The organism is Halochromatium roseum, assembly GCF_016653315.1.
GTDB lineage: Bacteria > Pseudomonadota > Gammaproteobacteria > Chromatiales > Chromatiaceae > Lamprobacter > Lamprobacter roseus.
Genome location: NZ_NHSH01000064.1, coordinates 1 through 18,371 on the forward strand (window position 1 = coordinate 1; position 18,371 = coordinate 18,371).

General features: G+C 63.7%; 16 protein-coding genes. 6 read left to right on the forward strand and 10 right to left on the reverse strand.

Going from position 1 to position 18,371, the window contains the following annotated elements:
* Nucleotides 1–98: 98 nt before the first annotated feature.
* The 3 genes from CCR96_RS15610 to CCR96_RS25115 form a co-directional block, all read right to left on the reverse strand.
* Nucleotides 99–1,031: a hemolysin family protein gene (locus CCR96_RS15610; RefSeq protein WP_201221052.1), complete on the reverse strand. Its 933-nt coding sequence runs from the start codon at nt 1,029–1,031 to the stop codon at nt 99–101.
* Nucleotides 1,024–2,364 (reverse strand): hemolysin family protein, encoded by a 1,341-nt coding sequence (locus CCR96_RS15615; RefSeq protein WP_201221053.1) that lies wholly within the window; start codon nt 2,362–2,364, stop codon nt 1,024–1,026. The genes CCR96_RS15610 and CCR96_RS15615 overlap by 8 nt, the downstream gene beginning before the upstream one ends.
* Nucleotides 2,365–2,646: 282 nt before the next feature.
* Nucleotides 2,647–2,778, reverse strand: coding sequence for a response regulator (locus tag CCR96_RS25115; RefSeq protein ID WP_274601137.1), 132 nt, complete (start codon nt 2,776–2,778; stop codon nt 2,647–2,649).
* Nucleotides 2,779–3,056: 278 nt separating this feature from the next.
* Between CCR96_RS25115 and CCR96_RS15620 the strand changes: the two genes are divergently transcribed.
* Nucleotides 3,057–3,368: a hypothetical protein gene (locus CCR96_RS15620; protein WP_201221054.1), complete on the forward strand. Its 312-nt coding sequence runs from the start codon at nt 3,057–3,059 to the stop codon at nt 3,366–3,368.
* 278 nt (nt 3,369–3,646) lie between these two features.
* On the opposite strand, the gene CCR96_RS15625 is transcribed toward CCR96_RS15620, so the two are convergent.
* From CCR96_RS15625 to CCR96_RS15640, 4 genes are all read right to left on the reverse strand, one after another.
* Complete coding sequence (locus CCR96_RS15625; RefSeq protein WP_201221055.1) at nt 3,647–4,444, reverse strand: BON domain-containing protein; 798 nt, start codon at nt 4,442–4,444, stop codon at nt 3,647–3,649.
* Nucleotides 4,445–4,670: 226 nt separating this feature from the next.
* Nucleotides 4,671–5,132 carry a DUF4168 domain-containing protein gene (locus tag CCR96_RS15630; RefSeq protein ID WP_201221056.1) on the reverse strand — a complete coding sequence of 154 codons (462 nt, stop codon included), beginning with the start codon at nt 5,130–5,132 and terminating at the stop codon, nt 4,671–4,673.
* Between the two features lie 314 nt (nt 5,133–5,446).
* Nucleotides 5,447–6,940 carry a sigma-54-dependent transcriptional regulator gene (locus CCR96_RS15635; protein ID WP_201221057.1) on the reverse strand — a complete coding sequence of 498 codons (1,494 nt, stop codon included), beginning with the start codon at nt 6,938–6,940 and terminating at the stop codon, nt 5,447–5,449.
* 22 nt (nt 6,941–6,962) lie between these two features.
* The gene (locus tag CCR96_RS15640) at nt 6,963–8,474 is read right to left on the reverse strand and encodes an ATP-binding protein (RefSeq protein WP_201221146.1); all 1,512 of its coding nucleotides are present in this window, start codon (nt 8,472–8,474) and stop codon (nt 6,963–6,965) included.
* A gap of 190 nt (nt 8,475–8,664) precedes the next feature.
* On the opposite strand from CCR96_RS15640, the gene CCR96_RS15645 reads away from it, so the two are divergent.
* From CCR96_RS15645 to CCR96_RS15655, 3 genes are all read left to right on the forward strand, one after another.
* Nucleotides 8,665–10,794 (forward strand): SulP family inorganic anion transporter, encoded by a 2,130-nt coding sequence (locus CCR96_RS15645; protein WP_242519129.1) that lies wholly within the window; start codon nt 8,665–8,667, stop codon nt 10,792–10,794.
* A gap of 7 nt (nt 10,795–10,801) precedes the next feature.
* Complete coding sequence (locus tag CCR96_RS15650) at nt 10,802–11,176, forward strand: Mth938-like domain-containing protein (RefSeq protein WP_201221059.1); 375 nt, start codon at nt 10,802–10,804, stop codon at nt 11,174–11,176.
* 86 nt (nt 11,177–11,262) lie between these two features.
* The gene (locus CCR96_RS15655) at nt 11,263–11,976 is read left to right on the forward strand and encodes a hypothetical protein (RefSeq protein ID WP_201221060.1); all 714 of its coding nucleotides are present in this window, start codon (nt 11,263–11,265) and stop codon (nt 11,974–11,976) included.
* Nucleotides 11,977–12,124: 148 nt separating this feature from the next.
* Here CCR96_RS15655 and CCR96_RS15660 read toward each other — a convergent pair whose 3' ends face one another.
* The 3 genes from CCR96_RS15660 to rimI are packed head-to-tail and all read right to left on the reverse strand — an operon-like array spanning nt 12,125 to nt 13,267.
* Nucleotides 12,125–12,484, reverse strand: coding sequence for an HVO_A0114 family putative DNA-binding protein (locus CCR96_RS15660; RefSeq protein ID WP_201221061.1), 360 nt, complete (start codon nt 12,482–12,484; stop codon nt 12,125–12,127).
* Nucleotides 12,481–12,771: a toxin-antitoxin system TumE family protein gene (locus tag CCR96_RS24675; RefSeq protein WP_274601138.1), complete on the reverse strand. Its 291-nt coding sequence runs from the start codon at nt 12,769–12,771 to the stop codon at nt 12,481–12,483. The genes CCR96_RS15660 and CCR96_RS24675 overlap by 4 nt, the downstream gene beginning before the upstream one ends.
* Nucleotides 12,772–12,775: 4 nt before the next feature.
* Nucleotides 12,776–13,267 (reverse strand): ribosomal protein S18-alanine N-acetyltransferase, encoded by a 492-nt coding sequence (gene rimI / locus CCR96_RS15665; protein ID WP_201221062.1) that lies wholly within the window; start codon nt 13,265–13,267, stop codon nt 12,776–12,778.
* 406 nt (nt 13,268–13,673) lie between these two features.
* On the opposite strand from rimI, the gene nifJ reads away from it, so the two are divergent.
* The gene (nifJ, locus tag CCR96_RS15670; RefSeq protein ID WP_201221063.1) at nt 13,674–17,264 is read left to right on the forward strand and encodes a pyruvate:ferredoxin (flavodoxin) oxidoreductase; all 3,591 of its coding nucleotides are present in this window, start codon (nt 13,674–13,676) and stop codon (nt 17,262–17,264) included.
* An 88-nt stretch (nt 17,265–17,352) separates the two neighbouring features.
* On the forward strand, nt 17,353–18,369 hold the full coding sequence (locus CCR96_RS15675) for a dihydroorotate dehydrogenase-like protein (protein WP_201221064.1): 1,017 nt from the start codon (nt 17,353–17,355) through the stop codon (nt 18,367–18,369).
* Nucleotides 18,370–18,371 lie beyond the last annotated feature (2 nt).

Below are 18,371 nucleotides of genomic sequence, written 5' to 3' on the forward strand. Positions count from 1 at the left end.
CAGGTTCATCGCGCCGCCTCGCCAATCAACATTGCCCGGCAGTTTGAACCAGACGCGCGGAAATGTCCAGATCCGAGGGTAAGTGCTTCTAAGGTGCGTCAGTTAGGCGTAGAACGGTTTCGCCCTGTCTCGGGCAAATAGGCCGTCTCGCGCACCACGGCCGGGTCCAGACCACGGCCCTCGCGCAGCAGACCGAGCAGATCCTTGATATGCACAGTACCGAGGATATGATCCAGATCGCCGCGGTAGACGGGATAACGGGTGTGGCGGTGTTGCTTGAGGATCGCGCGCAACTGGGCATCAGTGGCCTCGATCGGGAGACCCTGGGTGAAGACCCGCGGCACCATCGCCTGCTCGGCGGTCACCTCGCTGAAGTCGGCCAGCTCGCGGAAGACCCGTCCGCTCTCCTCGCTGAGCAGTCCGCCGAGCTGACTTTCCCGCGCGATCAATTCCAGCTCATCGGGATCGAGGTAATGCTGGGCACTGTGAGCACGCTCGACGCCAACTAGACTCAGCAGCAGGATGCCGGCCCGATTGAGCCCATGCACCAGTGGGAAGAGCAGCAGGCCGATGACGCGCATCGGGGTGCTGACCCAGAGGGCAACCCGTTGCGCATGCCCCAGCGCCAGCGCCTTGGGGATCATCTCGCCGAGGACGATATGCAGGTAGGTGATGAGGCCGATGGCCAGCACCGACGCCAGGCCATGTGAGGTCAGGCTCGCGCCCGTTTCGCTCAGCCCGAGCGCGGCCAGCCAGCCGGCGAAGAGGTGCGCGAGCTGGTGCTCGCCATACATCCCCAGCCCCAGGCTGGCGAAGGTGATACCCAGCTGTGCCGTGGCCACATAGCGGTCGAGCCGGTTCGGGTCTTCGAGCGTGATCACCACCGCCTTGGCACGACGGTCGCCCGCCTCGACCCGCGCGACCATGGCCGTGCGCGGGCTGCTGATGATGGCAAATTCGGCGGCGACAAAGAGCCCATTGAGGGCGACCAGCGCAAGCACGATCAACAGGATCATCAGCAGCTCAGTCATGCGCGTCTCCGCCGACAGTCTCGGGTATCCAGACGATCACGGACTCGATGGCGGCACCGGTCATCCGCTCGATCTCCAGGGCCATCTCGTCGGTCTGCAGGCAGAGCGCGCCAGCGGGGACGGTCTCCAGTTGCTCAAGAATCCAGCCGGCCAGCGTCTCGGCATGGGTCGATTGGAAACGCGCGGCACCCAGGGACTGGGCCCATTCACTCGCCGCTTCGAGCGAGAGTCGGCCCGGCAAGCGCCAGCGCCCGTCCGAAACGGGCGTTGGTGTCTGCCCGGTCAAGGATTTGAATTCGTCGGAGAGTTCGCCGAGCAGCTCGCGGATGATGTCCTCCAGACTGATCAGCCCCTCGACATCACCATACTCATCGACCACCAGGGCGATGCGCGCATGCTCATCGCGCAGTTGGCTCAAGGCGCGGTCGATGCTCAGGCTGCTCGGCAGGATCAGCAACGGACGGACCAATGCCTGCAGGCTATCGAGCTGGCTTCCGCTTGCCATCGCGACCACCAGATCCTTGACGTGCAGATAGCCCAGCACCTCATCCAAGCCACCCCGGTGGACGACCAGTCGGGTATAGGGAGAGGCGTCGATGACGGCCAGCAGCTCCGGCAGCGGCGCGTCGAGATCGAGTCTGGCGATCTGACCGCGTGGCACCATGATGTGACGCACCCGATGCTGGGCGAGCTGAATCGCCTCGCGCAAACGCTCGCTCTCCTTGTCCTGCAGCAAGCCGCCTTGACGACTCTCGCGGATCAGGAATTCGATCTCCTCGGGCGCATGCACATGGCGGTGGCTCGACTCGGCGGAGACCCCGAGCCGGCGCAGGATCAGCGTGCCGCTGCCGTTGAGCAACCGGATAAAGGGGGCGAACAGCCGCTGCGACCAGCGCATGGGCGGATAGGTGAGCAGCGCGGTCCCCACCGGATACTGCAGCGCCAAGCTCTTAGGAATGAGCTCGCCAAAGATGACCTGGAGCGAGGTGAGCAGGACCAAGGTCACCGTCGCGGACAGGGCATAGGCGCTGACCGGCTCTAGGAGCCCATGCTCGGCCAACAGCCGGCCCAGGGCGAGGCCGATTGTGGCCTGCCCGAAGGCGCCCAGCACCAGACTCGAGAGGGTGATGCCGATTTGGCAGCCGGCGATGTACCGATCCAGTTGCCCCGCATCGCGCAGGATCGGCAGCAATCCGGCGGCCAGGCGTCGACCCTGCGCGGCCAATTGCTCGACGCGCGTGATGCGCACGCTGATCGCGCCAAATTCGGCCGCGACATAGAGTGCATTGATAAGGATGAGTAGGAGGACCAAGAACGGCGTCCAGAGGCTCATCGATCAGCCCTCCGCCCAACTTTCCAGCGGCGAGCACCTGAATGGGCGAGCGCCTGTATGGGCGAGCACCTGAAACATCTGCTTGGCCAAATAGGCCGAGTGCGGGAAGCAACTGTGGGGCTCGTCGGCATCCTCGGACACCGGAGTAGGAGAGCCATGCGGCTGTGGATGAGCGTTCATCAGGCGGAAGTATGCCAGAGAAGCCCTAGGCTGACGACATGATGCCGTGGCTTTGCGAGGCCCGTAATCACTGTTTGCGGGCCGCGATATCGTCGAGCAGCACTACGCCGTTGAGGCGAGGACCGCCTTCAGCTCCGCGGCACCCACCGGCTTCAGCAGGAACTGGTCGAAGCCCGCCTCTTGGGCCCGCCGGCGATCCTCATCCTGGCCCCAGCCGGTGGTCGCTGTCTGCAATCACCCAGGTCGCCGTGGTTGCCGATCAGGGCTGGATTGGCGCCGCTGTGATCAGGCTCAACCCGCTGATGAGCGGGCCGACCTCAAGCTTGCTCATCAGGTGTCGATTTGACACGGGTCGGATCGACACATGTATCCAATCAACACGCCCGCCTCTCGCGCGGGTGCGACTGCTCGGCCTGTACAGTGCAGCCTGTTGGACCCTGCGATGATCCCAAGGCTTGGCATGTCATCTGCATTGCGCTTGGTTCACTGAAAAACCACGGAGCATGATGACGATGAATGATGAACGGCATTCGACGGCGCGCCCGTTTGCGACCTTGACGAAGATCAGCATTGGGCTCTCAGCGGGCGCCGCCTTGGCGCTCGCCGTCGGCTGCAACGGGACCGATATGGGCACGCTGGAAGAGCAGGGTCTCCAGGAGCCGAAGCAGCCGGAGTGGAATTACAAACAGCCCCAGACATCGCAAGCACCCAACCCGAACCCAAGCGCGGGTGGCACGATGGGCAACCCGAATGATGGCGCACTGTACGGTGCCCCGGGTGATGAGCCAGTAGGGAATCTCAGCGACGGCCAGAGCCAACGCTGACCCTCGCTCGTCCGCGCCGGGGCGAAGATCAGGAGGTTTCTGATGCGCTCCCGAGCGCCCGAACACGAGCGCTGGTCCAGATTTAAAATTCCAGAAGGGCCAGATTGTGGATTGTCAAATACGCACTACGCAGAGGCTGCTACCTTAGCTCCCGGAACCATCCACTCCTCCTTATAAACACCGCTCGCGCTGCAGTCAGCTCGGGCGGTTTTTTTTGTCCGGCTGGCGCGAACCTGTCACAACAGGACCGTCACAACAGGACTGTCACAACAGGACTGTCACAATAGCCGCTCAATGATCAGGCGCGAATCGACCTCGCGCACCCCGGGGATCTCGCTCGCAATGGTCTCGGCAACGCTACGCTCGGCCGCGGAGGTGACCGAGCCGCTCAGTGTCACCACCGACTCGCTCACCTTGATCTCAATAGCACGGTCGCTCACCGTCGTATCGGACTGCAGTAAGGCCCGCAAACGGCTGCTGATCCAATCATCGCCTCGCTCCAACTGCTCGGCACGTCCTTGCTGCTCGCGCTCGTCGGCGATCAGGCCGGGATCGACACTGATGTAATTGAAGACCTCGTTGACGCCTTCGGTGCTTTCCGCCATCGCGGCGATCCGATCCTTGGTGGCCGAGGTGCCGACTTGGCCGTTCAATCGCACCACGCCACGCTCGACCTCAATCTGGATATCCAGAGGTAGATTGCTGACCTGCCAGCGCAGACGTTGGTGCAACCGGGCAGCAGTGGTTCGATCCTGAACCTCGCTGATCAAGCCGCTGTTGACCTCCGGCATCGGCGCATCCAACGCCAACGCCGATTCAACCTCGGCGTCATTCCCAGCGATCAGCCGCGCGAGCTGCATCGCCAGATTGGCTTCGATCTCATTGGCCACAGCACCGTCGAGACGCAATCCGGCATCGCTTGATCGCACGTCGATGGCATAACCGCCAAGCAGCGGGTTCATGTCGATCAGCACCTGCGCCTTGGCCGCGGTCTCGGCAGGCAGAGCCGTCTCGGCGCTCGCTGGTAGGCTGATAACCCCAAACAGGACGGCGGTCAGGATAAAGCCCTGATGCATATCGATCTCCTCTCTACTCGAGCAACCATCGCCAAAAATCAGAAAGCCGCCGGCCAGGATGGCCGGCGGCTTGTTCGAGGGACGCTCACACAGTGCGCGGCTAGGCTCAGGCCCTGTGCGGCTCAGGCTCTGCAGCTCAATCGGCGTTACTCAAGCACTGGGCGAGCGCTTGCCCGGCCCGAGCGCTTCAGCATCCGAGTGCAGACTGCAGGTTTTTGACGGGTCATTAACGCGCCTGATCAACGGCCGTCTTGACCCGCTCGGCCAGTTTCGGATCACGGCGTATACTGATGGCAATCTCGTTGTATTGCTCAACCGAAATACCGGCCTCTTCGACCTTCTGCGCCATCTCATCTTGGGCCTCGCGCTGCAGACTCTGCGCGGCCTCGGCACTCGGGGCGTTCGATAACTTATCGGTGAGATCCTCGCTGATCTCCTGAACACTCAGGAAGGCATCGGCAAAGTTCGAGACGGTTGAATCATCGACCGTCATCGGCGCACTCGTCGGTGCTTGAAAGCCCGCGCCCGGAGCACCGCCTGCGCCCTGGCCAGCCGGGCCTTGGCCAGTCGGAGCCTGACCAGCTGGAGCTTGGCCGGCTGTGTTCGACTGAGACCAGGCCGTGCCGGTCACGGCAAGCAGTGCAGTGAGTGCCAGTGCGGGAGCGAGCGGTTGGCGTGTCATCATCATCTGAAACCTCCAGGTGAACCTGTTGTGAATGGCATCAAGCCTCTTTCACCTGCCGTGCCAACCTGGATAAAAAAGATGATTCGCTCTTCAGGATCAGAGTGTTAGAAACACAGTCCTCCGCTTGAGCGCCAGCGCCAGCGGGCTCGCCAAGCGAGTCAAAAAGACACATGTGTCATTCGGCTACGTGGCACAGTGACCCGGCTCAGCGCCGAGCTGGCTCGAAGCTCCTGCCTGCACATCGCCAAGGGACATCGTGCGTCGCCACCCGGACAATGAAGCGTTTGTTTAACGCTGACCTGCTCACGGTTACCTGCTCATGATCCAGCCTGCTCATCATCGAGCTTGCGATACAGGGTCTTGCGCCCGATGCCTAAAATCTTGGCGGCGCGCTGCTTGTTGCCCTGGGTCCACTCCAGCACCGAGCGGATGTAACGCGCCTCAACCTCGGCCAGGGTTTGCCAGTCTTCATCGGCTTGCGGTGCTGAGGCTCGCTGCGCCAGGGCTCCCGCCATCGAGGCCGGCGCAGAAGCTAAAATCAAAGCCGAATCCAAGGCCGCTGCAGACTGATCCAGCCCCTCGCTCAGGCTAGCTTCGGCGCGCACGCACTCCGGCAGATCCTCCAAGCCGATCAGCACATCCGGCGCCAGGGTCACAGCGCGCTCGACCAGATTCTCCAGTTCACGCACGTTGCCGGGGTAGCGGTAGCGCAGCAAGGCGCGCCAGGCCTCGGGCGCGAAACGCCGCGCCGGCCGTTCGCGCGCCACCGTCTGCGACTCCAAGAAACGCTGTAATAAGGCGGCAATGTCATCACCCCGATCGCGCAACGGCGGCACCTGGATGCGGAAGGTCTCCAGACGGTAGAACAGATCCTCGCGGAACTGCCCCTCGGCGATGCGCGCGCCGATATCGCGATGGGTGGCGGCAACAATGCGAACATCGGTGCTGATCTCACGATTGGCACCCACCGGTCGCACGCGGCCATCCTGCAGCAGCCGCAGCAGCTTGGTCTGCATCGCCGTCGGCATCTCGGCGATCTCGTCGAGGAACAGGGTGCCCCCGTCGGCCTCGACGAAGAGCCCCTGACGCGCGCCTCGCGCGCCGCTGAAGGCCCCCGCAGCATGACCGAGCAGCTCGGATTCGAGCAAGCTCTCCGGGATGCCGGCACAGTTGAGCGCGACGAACGGTGCCGCAGCGCGCGGACTCTCGGCATGCAGCGCCCGCGCGACCAGTTCCTTGCCGGTGCCGGACTCGCCGGTGATCAGCACACTGCTATCAGACTGCGCGATCCGACGGATCAGGTCATAGAGCGCGCGCATCGCCGGACTCTTGCCGAGCATGCCGTGGAACTCGCCGCCCGCAAGCACCTGCCGGTAGCGCGCCACTTCGGCCTGTAGCTGTCGGTTTTCCAGTACCCGCGCCACCGCCAAGCGCAGATGCTCGAGGTCGACCGGCTTGGTGAGGAAATCATCGGCCCCGGCCTTGAGCGCCGCCACCGCTTGGTCGATGGTGCCAAAGCCGGTGAGCATGATGAAGCCGGGGCGCGGGGTCAGCGCGCGGGTCGCCTGCAACACCGCGAGCCCATCCTCACCTGGTAGCTGCAGATCGCTCAGGACCAGCGCCACCGCTTGGTTGGCAAGGACCGCTTGTGCCGCACATGCATCCGCTACTCCGGTCAGCGCATAGCCTGCCTCTTCCAGCTCCTCAAGCAACAACTGGCGATAGCCGCGATCGTCCTCGACCACCAGGATCAGTGGGCGCTCGGCTGCAGGGGTTGCGGGGGTTTCTGGACGCGCAGGCTCAGCGGACATGATTGGGATTTTGACTCATGACTCAGTGCGGTCTGGCTGCTGGCGCAAGACGCTCGGGCGGGCTCAAGGCCGCCCGCGTATCGCCAGACAGCGGTAAGGCGATCAAGAAGCAGGCACCCTGCTCCGCCGCTGAGGCAAGCCAGAGATGACCTCCATGCTCGGCGATGGCGGCTCGGGCCACCGCCAGCCCGAGCCCGGTGCCCTGGCCGGCCGGCTTGGTGGTAAAGAAGGGCTCGAACAGTCGTTCAACGGCCTCGGGCGCGACCCCAGGACCATCATCCGCGACCCGCAGCAGGAGCTGGAGCTGATCTTCAGTCAGCTCGGCGCTGATCCACACCTGATGCGTCGCCGCCTGTAGGGCATTATCCAAGAGGTTGCCGAGCGCCTGCTCCAACCGCAATGGGTCGACATCGAGCTTCAGCCCGGCCAGCTGCTCGGCCAATGCGACCTCGACCTGCAGGTCGTCGCGCGGCGCGGCCTGGCGAGAACGCGCCACAACCCCCTTGATCAAGGGCGCCAGCTCGACCAAGCGCCGATTCAACCCCCCTTGACGGGCGAAATCGAGCAGCTCACGCACAATGCGCTCCACGCGCCCCAGCTCGGCGAGCAACTGGGTCAGCTCGCCCTGCGCGGGTGACTCCGGGGGCAGCTGACGGGCGGCGCGCTGGGCGCGCCCCGCAACACTACCGAGCGGGGTGCCAAGCTCATGCGCCAAGCCCGCGGCGAGTCGCCCGATCGCGGCCAACTTCTCCGATTGGCGCAACTCACGCTCGAGCTGCGCCTCACGCGCGCGTTGATCGCGCAGGCGCTGCTCAGAGGCCTCCCAGCGCGCGATCATGGCGTTGATGCTGGCGCCGAGACGGCGTAATTCATCGGGACCACGTTCTGGCACCCGTAGTCCGGCCTCGCCGGTCCCGATCGGCTCCATCGCGCCGGTGAGTCCGCGCACATGGCGACCGACGGCGCGATGATGGCCGATCAGCACCACCAGCACGAAGACCACGGCGAGCAGACCCAGCGCGCTACTTCCGAGCCATCGCAGACGTTCCAGATAGTCTTGAAAGCGGGACAGATCGCGCGTCACCTGCAGCAGCCCAACCACCTGGCCGGCCCCGTCGAACAGCGGCAGGAAGAACGAGAACACCTCGCGACCGCGGCGCTCCTCGAAGCTCCCCTGGGTGCCCTCGGCGGTGAGCGCGCGCGCATCGCGACGCCGCTCCAGCAAGGGGCTGCGCGGACCGCTGGTGGCCACCCGCGCGCCGGCGCGGTCATAGACATAGGCGCCGAACACCTGATCGATCTGAAACACCGAATCCAGCGCCTCCTGCACCGCATCGGTATCGCCACGCACCATCGCGGCCGCGATCGGCAGACGGATCGAGCGCGCCACCAGCTCGATATCATCCTGCAGTCGCCGCGTCATCTGCCCCTCGAGCTCGCGCAGGCCCAGCATGCCCACCACCACCAGGATGCCGAGCAGTGGCAGCAAGACGAACAGCAGAACGGCGTTGCGCAGTGAGCCTAAGCGTTGCATCGAGCCATTGTGCCGCAGGCCAACCTCGATTGTCGTCTCAACGACCGCAAGGGATTCAAATTGATAGCATTGATGCACTCCACACCGAACATCAATGCTCAATAGGGGACGGGCAGGCTAGAATAGCCCCTCAGAAAAGCCGGTAAAGCCGACCTATCGAGTTTCGAGACGCCCTATGCGCCCTGCCCCCATGCTGAAGACTGTCTTTCCGTTCCTGAACTGGTTCCCGCTCTCTGGCGACCGACTGCGCGGCGATCTGATCGCTGGCATCACCGTCGCGTTGGTCCTGGTACCGCAGAGTATGGCCTACGCCCAGCTCGCCGGACTGCCGGTGGTCTACGGGCTCTATGCCTCGTTCATGCCGGTGATCATCGCCTCGCTCTGGGGCTCACTGCCGCAGCTGCATACCGGCCCGGTGGCGATGCTGTCGCTGATGTCGGCGGCGGCGGTGCTACCGCTGGCGGCGCTTGGCAGCGAGGACTTCATCGTGCTCTCGGTGATGCTGGCGCTGATGGTCGGCGTGCTGCGCCTCGCGCTCGGACTGCTGCGCATGGGCATCCTGGTCAATTTTCTGTCCAGTCCCGTCATCGTCGGCTTCACCAATGCCGCGGCGCTGATCATCGGCCTGTCGCAACTGAGCAAGATTCTCAACGTGCCCTTCCCGCGCACCGACAACTTCGTGCTCGACCTCTGGACCGTGATCGTGCAGTTACCGCAGACCCATCTGCCGACGCTGCTGTTCGCCGCCGCGACCTTCGTCATCATCATCGGCGCGCGCCGGGTGATGCCGAAGATCCCCGGGGTGCTGCTGGCGGTGGTGTTGCTGACGCTGTTGAGCTGGTGGATCGGCTTCGAGCGCAACCAGTCGGTTCCCCTCGACGCCATCCAAGACCAAGAGGCGCGCACCCTGGCGGCGGGCTTCGCCTCAACCGCACGCGCGATCGACTCGCTCGGCACCACCACCGCCCGCATCAATCAAGACATGCGCGAGCTGATCAGCGCCGATGACGCAGACCGGTTCGCCGAGGTGGCACTGCTGGAAGCCGATCTCCGCGTGCTGACCCGCGAGATGAATCAGCGCAAGCTGGCCAACAACGAGCGCCAGGTCGCGCTGCACAACCTGCGCTTCGAGCATGTGCTGACCGAGGATGGCCGTGATCTGTTCTACCGCCACGGCACCGTACCCGCCGATGCCCAGGCCGACGGCCATACCTGGCGCATCAACAAGGTCGATGGCGATCAGATCAAGATGATGGGCGGCGGTGCGGTGGTCGGCGCCATCCCAGCGGGCTTGCCCAGCTTCCAGGTACCGGAGATGCGCATGGACTTCTTCTGGACCCTGTTCCCCTCGGCGCTGGTCATGGCGCTGATCGGCTTCATGGAGGCGACCTCGATCTCCAAGGCCATCGCCGCGCAGACCCGTGAGCGCGTCGATACCAGCAAGGAGCTGGTCGGTCAGGGCCTGGCCAACATCGTCGGCAGCTTCTTCAGCTCTTATACCGTCAGCGGCTCCTTCTCGCGCTCGGCGGTCGCGGCCAAGAACGGCGCCAAGACCGGTCTGTTCGCGATCATCAGTGCCATCGCCGTGATGTTGGTGCTGCTGTTCCTGACACCGCTGCTCTACCATCTGCCGCAGGCGGTGCTGGCGGTGATCGTGATGATGGCGGTGTTCGGACTGATCAACATCCGCTCACTGGTGCGCGCCTGGAAGATCGAGCGTCAGGAGGCCCTCGTTGGCCTGATCACCTTCATCGCCACCCTGGCCATGGCGCCGCAGCTCGCCAACGGCATCCTGCTCGGCGCCGGACTCGCCATCGTGCTGTTCCTGGTCCGCACCATGCAGCCGCGCACCGACATCCTTGGCCGCCGGCCTGACGGCAGCCTGGCTGGCGTCAGCACCAATGAGGTCGAGCCGCTCGGCAATCGCTTCATCGTCGTGCGCTTCGATGGCTCGCTCAACTTTGTCAATGCCTCACGCTTCGAGGATGTCTTGCTTGAGGCGCGCGCCAAAAACCCCCAGGCACGCGCAGTCTTGATCGATGGCAGCGGCATCAACGACATCGATGTCACCGGCGAGGAGCGCTTGCGTGATGTGATCGAGACCTTCCGCGACAACGGGGTTGAGCTCTACTTCTCGAGCCTCAAGTCTCAGGTCTACGAGACGCTAAGCCGCGGCAAACTCTTCAATCTGCTCGATGAGACCCACTTCATACGCACCAAGCGGACCGCCATCGACTTCATGGAGGAGACCTTTGATACCGGTGAAGCACCGCGGCCAGCGCCTCCAGCGGTTGGACCGAGCACGCCGGTGCTAGGCTAGGCCAGCGATGAAATTCTCCGAATTCGAGACCGACGTGGGGCCACTGATCGAGGCCCATGAGCCAGGCCAAGTTCGGATTCAAGGCCAGCACTATAGCGGCACGCTCGCGCTCACCGCTGGGCGTATCCTGACCGATTGGGGGCCGGCCCAGTTCGAGCAGCTCGCAGCAGCGCACTTCGAGGCCATTGCCGCGTTGGCGCCGCAGGTCGTGGTGCTTGGTACCGGCGCGCGCCAGCGCTTCCCAGACCCGGCCCTCTATGCCTGCCTGCTCGCGCAAGGCATTGGTATTGAGATCATGGACACCGGCGCCGCCTGCCGTACCTACAACATCCTCGCGGGTGAGGGCCGGCGCGTGGTTGCCGCCCTGATCAGCGACGCCTGAGCCAGCAATGAGCGCATGGGCCAAGATCAAAGGCCTGAGCAAACGCGAAACACATGAGTCACCGCTAAACAGATGAGCCATCGCTAATGGACCGCAAGATCCTGCTCTCGGTGCTGACCGGCGCCCTCCTCGCCTTCATCGGCATCTGGATGCTGCTGTCCGCCTTCCCGGATGAGCGCGCCGGGATTCGGCTCTATCCCTGGGATGTCAGCCGCGCGCCGAACGGTCAGCTGCAGGCGTTTGGTCTGACGCTCGGCGAGAGCACCCTGACTGATCTGCGCGCGCTGCTCGGCGAAGATGGCAAGCTCAATCTGTTTGCCGAGACCAGGCGCGACGCCCCCGACACCGATTTCACCGTCGAGGCCTACTTCGACAACATCCTGCTCAGCAATCTGAAGGCCGATTGGGTGGTCTCGCTCGCGGTCCCGCAGGATCAGCTCGCTGGCATGTACGACCGTGGTCTTCGCGCAAGCAAGCTCTCCAGCGGCAGCCGCAAGGTCGTGCTCGACCCCGAGGATGCCGCACCGCTCGCCGAGGCGCCGATCCGCTCGATCACCTATCTCCCCTGGAAGAGCCTCCGCCCGGAGGATATTGTCGGCCGTTTCGGCGAGCCCGAGCGCCAGCTCACCGAGAAGCGCGGCGTGGTGCACTGGCTCTATCCGGATCAGGGTCTTGATATCGCGCGCGATACTGACGGCGGCGTGGTCATTCAGTATCTGAACCCAGCAGACTTCGAGCGTGCGCTCAAACCGCTACTCAATGCAGACGACAGCGCAAACCCCGACGGGTTCACGCCCTAGCGCTCACGCACCAACGCGATGCCACACCAGATCTATCGTCATTAGCCCTGACTCGCGGACCAGCGGCTCTATGCTCTGCCGTTCTCCTCCAGTCATTTCTGTCCGGTGGATTAGTTCAGATGGCTATAGTGCGGCCAACCCCAGACACTCAAGCAGCATCGCGAATCCCGGCGTGGATCAGGATCTCGTCATAAGGGGTTGACAAGGCACCCTGCTGATCTCGCTCCAAGAGTCCGAGATCAGCAAGCTCGGCCACATCCGCTTGCAGATCGCTGCCATCCCAATTCAAGGCCTGCGCAAGTTGCCGAAGGCTTAACCCCTCATGTGCTGCAACATAACGCAGCAGCTCCAGCCGCTGCTCGGTAATCGCCAAAAACAGCTCTCGCAGGCTGCCGAAGGCAAGCCTGGGCGTCATGTCACGGGAAGAAGATTGCGCTGCAGTCCAAGTCTTGGCGAACTCGCCAAGCGCGGCTTCTGGCGAGAGTACGCTGATCTCGATCGTCTTCATGTCCACCTCCAAGCTGCGAGCCTAGCGCAATCCGCACGAAAGTCAGCAAGAAGTTGCTCCACGGATGAAAACGGATAAGGCTCTTCTTGATCTCCGTCGTGACGATGATCGCCCTTGCCCAACTCATTGTCATAGCGCACCAGACACTGCCCAGGAACGCCGCAAAACAGCCGGTATTTGAGTCCATGTGGCCGCTCCCTGGTTGCTGCAGGAAGCGCCCAGATCACCATCTCGCAGATGGTCTCGCCCTGACGGGCCTTGTAGCGGAAGAGCTGGCGCGCTTTCATCGAATCATAAGGCCCGCGCCATCAGCACCGCGTCTTCGCGACTGGAGCGACCTGAAGTGGCGCTCGCTTCAGCAGCCGGATAATAGCCCTTGCGCAGACCGATCTCATCGAACCCCTCGGCCTGATAGAGCCGGATCGCGCCCCGGTTCGATGCCCGTACCTCGAGAAAGGCCGTGTCTGCCTCGCGCTGACGCGCCAGCGCGAGCACGCGCCGCAGCAGTTGCCGTCCAAGACCACGGCCTTGGTGGCTCGGCGCCACACAGAGATTGAGGATGTGGCACTCGCCCGCGGCCACCGACATCACCGCATGCCCGATCAAGCGTCCCGCCCGATCGGCAACCAGACAGTAATAGCTCGCACGCAAACAGTCGCGAAAGATGCCCTCGGTCCAGGGCACCGCATAGGCCGCGCACTCAACTTGCATGACCTCGCTGAGATCAGCCTCGGTCATGCGCCGCAAGGCAATCGCGCGCGCCGGTGTCAGGGGGACGGTCATTGGCCGATTATAGCCCGCTGCGTGTTCGCCAACAGCCCGAGGCCAACCCCGTCTGGCGCCAGAAACCACGGATGATCGACACCTAAAACCCTACTGCCAAGATGTTAAGCAATAATCAGATTTGACCTAAACCGAAAGGGACAGAGAGCATCCTTGAGCACGTCAGGAGTAACCGACTCAATTTCCTGACCCGGATCATGCGCGAGGTGATTTCCTTGTTGTTCTTGGACCGAGATCAGCCGGCGCAGGCAAGAATCTCGTTATAGTTTCGCCGAGTTCTCCACCTCCGACCGAGCCGGTGTCCAGGTTGCCCGGGAGACATCGCCGATGTCGCCTCGGAAACCGCGCCGGCGGCTCATAGGCCCTCGGTCGGAGCACCCATCACCCAATCCAACGTGGTAACACGATGTCGCAAGAGCACATGGTCACCATCGACGGCAACGAAGCCGCCGCCTACGTCGCGCATTTGACCAACGAGGTCATCGCCATCTATCCGATCACGCCCTCCTCCAATATGGGTGAGTGGGCCGATGAATGGTCCTCGCTGGGCGTCAAGAACCTCTGGGGCACGGTCCCCAGCGTCATCGAGATGCAGTCCGAGGCCGGCGCCGCTGGCGCCATCCATGGCGCGCTGCAGGGTGGATCGCTGTCGACCACCTTCACCGCCTCGCAAGGCCTGCTGCTGATGATCCCGAACATGTACAAGATCGCCGGCGAACTGACCCCGGCGGTGTTCCATGTCTCGGCGCGCTCGCTGGCCGCCCAGGGCCTGTCGATCTTCGGCGACCATTCCGATGTGATGGCCTGCCGCGCCACCGGCTATGCGATGTTCTGCTCGGCCTCGGTGCAAGAGGTGATGGACTTCTCCCTGATCGCGCAGGCCTCGACGCTCGAGTCGCGGGTGCCCTTCCTGCACTTCTTCGATGGCTTCCGCAGCTCGCACGAGGTCAACAAGATCTCAAAGCTCTCGCATGAGCAGATCCGCGCGCTGATCGATGAGGATCTGGTCAAGGCGCATCGCGAGCGGGCGATGAACCCGGACCATCCGATCATCCGCGGCACCAGCCAGAACCCGGATGTCTATTTCCAGGGTCGTGAGACGGTGAATCCGTTCTATGCCGCGGTACCGGGGATCGTGCAACGGCGCATGGACCAGCTCGCGGCGCTGACCGGTCGCCACTACAAGCTGTTCGAGTACGTCGGCGCCGAGGACGCCGAGCAGGTGATCCTGTTGATGGGCTCGAGCATCGGCGCCGCGCAGGAGGCGGTCGAGCACCTCGCCGCCGAGGGCAAGAAGGTCGGCCTGATCAAGGTCCGCCTGTTCCGGCCGTTCAGCAAGGCGCATCTGCTCGAGGCGCTGCCGGTGACGGTGAAGACCGTTGGCGTGCTCGATCGCTGCAAGGAGCCCGGCTCCAACGGCGAGCCGCTCTATCTGGACGTGGTCACGGCACTGGCCGAGGCCGTCGCCGAGGGCAACATGGCTCGGATGCCGCGCGTGGTCGGCGGCCGTTATGGGCTGTCGTCGAAGGAGTTCACCCCGGCGATGGTCAAGTCGGTCTTCGACGAGTTGGCCAAGGACCAGCCAAAGAACAAGTTCACCGTCGGCATCATCGACGATGTCAGCCACTCGAGCCTGGACTGGCAGCCTGGCTTCAAGCCGAATGCGACCCAGGGCGTTACCGAGTGCGTGTTCTATGGCTTGGGCTCGGACGGCACCGTCTCGGCGAACAAGAACTCGATCAAGATCATCGCCGAGGAAACGCCGAACTTCGGTCAGGGCTACTTCGAGTACGACTCCAAGAAGGCCGGCGCGGTGACCATCTCGCACCTGCGCTTCGGCCCCAACCCGATCAACAGCACCTATCTGATCGGTGACGGCGAGGCCAGCTTCGTCGTCTGCCATCAACCGACCTTCCTGACCCGTTACGACATGCTCGCCAAGGCCAAGGACGGCGCGACCTTCCTGCTCAACTCGCCGACCCCGGCGGATCGGGTCTGGGATGACCTGCCCAAATCGATGCAGCAGCAGATCATCGACAAGGGCCTCAAGTTCTATGTCGTCGACGCCTATGACATCGCCGAGAAGACCGGCATGGGGCGACGCATCAACACCATCATGCAGACCTGCTTCTTCGCCATCTCCGGCATCCTGCCCAAGGACGAGGCGATCGCCAAGATCAAGGACGCGGTGAAGAAGACCTATGGCAAGAAGGGTCAGCGTCTGCTCGATCGCAACTATGCCGCCATCGATGCCACCCTCGAAGGCCTGCATCAGGTGCAGATCCCCGGCGCCGCGAGCAGCGCGTTCGAGCGCCCGCCGGTGGTCCCGGCCCATGCCCCGGATTTCGTCCAGCGCGTCACCGCGACCCTGATCGCCAACCAGGGCAACAGCCTGCCGGTGAGCCTGATGCCGGCCGATGGCACCTGGCCGACCGGCACCACCCGTTACGAGAAGCGCAACATCGCCCTCGAGCTACCGCAGTGGGAAGACGACCTCTGCACCCAATGCGGCAAGTGCCCGCTGGTCTGCCCGCACGCGGCGATCCGCTCCAAGATCTTCTCGGAGGAGGCGATCGCGCAGGCGCCCGAGGGCTTCCAGAGCGCCAAGCTCAAGGGTAAGGATTTCCCCGAGGGCTACCGGATCAGCTATCAGGTCGCGCCCGATGATTGCACCGGTTGTGGACTCTGTGTCGAGGTCTGCCCGATCCGCGACCGCAAGGACCCCAAGCGCAAGGCGCTGAACATGCGCCCGGCCGAGGAGCGCCACGACCTCGAGGTGCCGCGCTGGGATTTCTTCCTGTCGCTGCCCGAGTACGATCGCACCCAGCTCGATGCCAGCAAGATCAAGCACGCGATGATGCTGCAGCCGCTGTTCGAGTTCTCCGGCGCCTGCGTCGGCTGCGGCGAGACGCCCTACATCAAGCTCGCCACCCAACTGTTCGGCGACCGCATGCTGATGGGCAACGCCACCGGCTGCTCGTCGATCTACGGCGGCAACCTGCCAACCACACCCTACACCACTAACCCCGATGGCCGCGGCCCGACCTGGAACAACTCGCTGTTCGAGGACACCGCCGAGTTCGGCCTCGGGCTGCGGCTGGCGGTCGACAAGCAGACCGACCAGGCCCGTGAATATGTCGCCCTGCTCGCCGACAAGATCGGCACTGATCTCGCCGACGGCCTGCTCAACGCCGATCAGAGCACCGAGGCCGGGATCTTCGAGCAGCGCCAACGGGTCGCCGCGCTCAAGGACAAGCTCGCCGCGATGGACAGCCGCGAGGCCAAGGTCTTGCTCAGCGTCTGCGAGAACCTGGTCAAGCGCAGCGTCTGGATCGTCGGCGGTGACGGCTGGGCCTACGACATCGGCTATGGCGGCGTCGACCATGTGCTCTCCACCGGCCGCGATGTCAACCTGCTGGTGCTCGACACCGAGGTCTACTCCAACACCGGTGGCCAGACCTCGAAGGCGACGCCGATGGGCGCGGTGGCCAAGTTCTCCGCCGGCGGCAAGCCGACCTTCAAGAAGGATCTGGCGATGATGGCGATGGCCTACGAGAACGTCTATGTCGCGCAGATCGCCTTCGGCGCCAAGGACGTGCAGACCATCCGCGCCTTCATGGAGGCCGAGTCCTACCCCGGCCCCTCGGTGCTGATCTGCTACTCGCCCTGCATCGCCCACGGCGTTGACATGTCCAATAACCTGCGCCAGCAAGACATGGCGGTCAACTCCGGCCACTGGCCGCTGTTCCGCTATGATCCGCGCAAGATCGAACAGGGCGAGAATCCGCTGCACATGGACAGCAAGGCGCCAAGCATCCCCTACCGGGATTATCTGGCCAGCGAGACCCGCTTCAGCGTGCTCAACCGCACCCATCCGGATGATGCCGAGCGCTTCCTGAAGCTGGCGCAGAAGCACGTCGAGAGCAAGTACTCGCTCTATGAGCAACTGGCCCATCTGGCCTGGCAGAAGGCGGAGAAGCCCGCGAACGCCGAGTGAGACCTTAAACGCCGACAGCGCTCGCGAGGGGCTATGGCACACTCGCGAGCGCGCTCGCCCGACTACGACCTTCGCCCCGGAGATCCCCATGGACCTGACCACCAACTACCTTGGCTTCGAGCTCAAGAACCCGATCGTTCCCTCTTCATCGCCGCTGTCCAAGAGCATCGCGCAAGCGAAAGAGCTCGAGGATCAGGGCGCCTCGGCGCTGATCATGTACTCGCTGTTCGAGGAGGCCGTGACCACCGAGACCGAGACCATGAACCGCTTCCTGCACCAGCAGGACACTGGCTTCGCTGAGATCGGCGAGGGCTTCATCCCGGACTGGAATGACTTCAGTACCGGGCTCGACAACTACCTGGACAATGTTCGCAAGCTCAAGGAAGCGCTCGATATCCCGATCATCGCCAGCCTCAACGGCGTCACCCCGGGCGGCTGGATCGCGCACGCCAAGGAGCTCGAGCAGGCTGGTGCCGACGCGCTCGAGCTCAACGTCTACTATGTCGCCGCCGATATCAGCCTCGATGGCAGCCAGGTCGAGGAGCGCTATCTCGAGATCCTGCGGCTGCTCAAGAGCCAGATCAGCATCCCGATCAACATGAAGCTCTCGCCGAGCTTCAGCTCGGTCGGCAACATGGTGCGACGTCTGGCCGAGGCCGGCGCCGATGGCGTCTCGCTGTTCAACCGCTTCTATCAGCCCGACATCAATATCGACAGCCTGCGTCTGCAGCCGAGCCTGCATCCCTCGACCTCGGCCGAGGCGCTGCTGGCCATGCGCTGGATCGCGATCCTCTACGGTCGTATCGATGGGCTTTCGATCGGTGCCACTGGCGGCATCCATACCGCCGAGGATGCCATCAAGCTGCTGCTCGCCGGTACCGATGCGGTCCATCTGTGCAGTACCTTGCTCAAGAATGGCGCCCCGCAGATCGCGCGTATCCTGGAAGGGATCACGCACTGGATGGAAGAGCAGAGCTTCGAGTCGATTGCCGATGTTCGCGGTCGTGTCAGCGCGCTTGCGGTACCGAATCCGGCGGACTTCGAGCGCGCCAACTACGTCAACATCATCGACAGCTATAGCTTCTCGCCTGGCGTGCTGGTCTAGCC

Excerpts from the sequence above, each read along its gene's own strand:
- CCR96_RS15610 (WP_201221052.1), bottom strand. The coding sequence starts at position 1,031 with ATGACTGAGCTGCTGATGATCCTGTTGATCGTGCTTGCGCTGGTCGCC.
- CCR96_RS15615 (WP_201221053.1), bottom strand. The coding sequence starts at position 2,364 with ATGAGCCTCTGGACGCCGTTCTTGGTCCTCCTACTCATCCTTATCAAT.
- CCR96_RS15620 (WP_201221054.1), top strand. The coding sequence starts at position 3,057 with ATGAATGATGAACGGCATTCGACGGCGCGCCCGTTTGCGACCTTGACG.
- CCR96_RS15625 (WP_201221055.1), bottom strand. The coding sequence starts at position 4,444 with ATGCATCAGGGCTTTATCCTGACCGCCGTCCTGTTTGGGGTTATCAGC.
- CCR96_RS15630 (WP_201221056.1), bottom strand. The coding sequence starts at position 5,132 with ATGATGATGACACGCCAACCGCTCGCTCCCGCACTGGCACTCACTGCA.
- CCR96_RS15635 (WP_201221057.1), bottom strand. The coding sequence starts at position 6,940 with ATGTCCGCTGAGCCTGCGCGTCCAGAAACCCCCGCAACCCCTGCAGCC.
- CCR96_RS15640 (WP_201221146.1), bottom strand. The coding sequence starts at position 8,474 with ATGCAACGCTTAGGCTCACTGCGCAACGCCGTTCTGCTGTTCGTCTTG.
- CCR96_RS15645 (WP_242519129.1), top strand. The coding sequence starts at position 8,665 with ATGCTGAAGACTGTCTTTCCGTTCCTGAACTGGTTCCCGCTCTCTGGC.
- CCR96_RS15650 (WP_201221059.1), top strand. The coding sequence starts at position 10,802 with ATGAAATTCTCCGAATTCGAGACCGACGTGGGGCCACTGATCGAGGCC.
- CCR96_RS15655 (WP_201221060.1), top strand. The coding sequence starts at position 11,263 with ATGGACCGCAAGATCCTGCTCTCGGTGCTGACCGGCGCCCTCCTCGCC.
- CCR96_RS15660 (WP_201221061.1), bottom strand. The coding sequence starts at position 12,484 with ATGAAGACGATCGAGATCAGCGTACTCTCGCCAGAAGCCGCGCTTGGC.
- CCR96_RS24675 (WP_274601138.1), bottom strand. The coding sequence starts at position 12,771 with ATGAAAGCGCGCCAGCTCTTCCGCTACAAGGCCCGTCAGGGCGAGACC.
- rimI (WP_201221062.1), bottom strand. The coding sequence starts at position 13,267 with ATGACCGTCCCCCTGACACCGGCGCGCGCGATTGCCTTGCGGCGCATG.
- nifJ (WP_201221063.1), top strand. The coding sequence starts at position 13,674 with ATGTCGCAAGAGCACATGGTCACCATCGACGGCAACGAAGCCGCCGCC.
- CCR96_RS15675 (WP_201221064.1), top strand. The coding sequence starts at position 17,353 with ATGGACCTGACCACCAACTACCTTGGCTTCGAGCTCAAGAACCCGATC.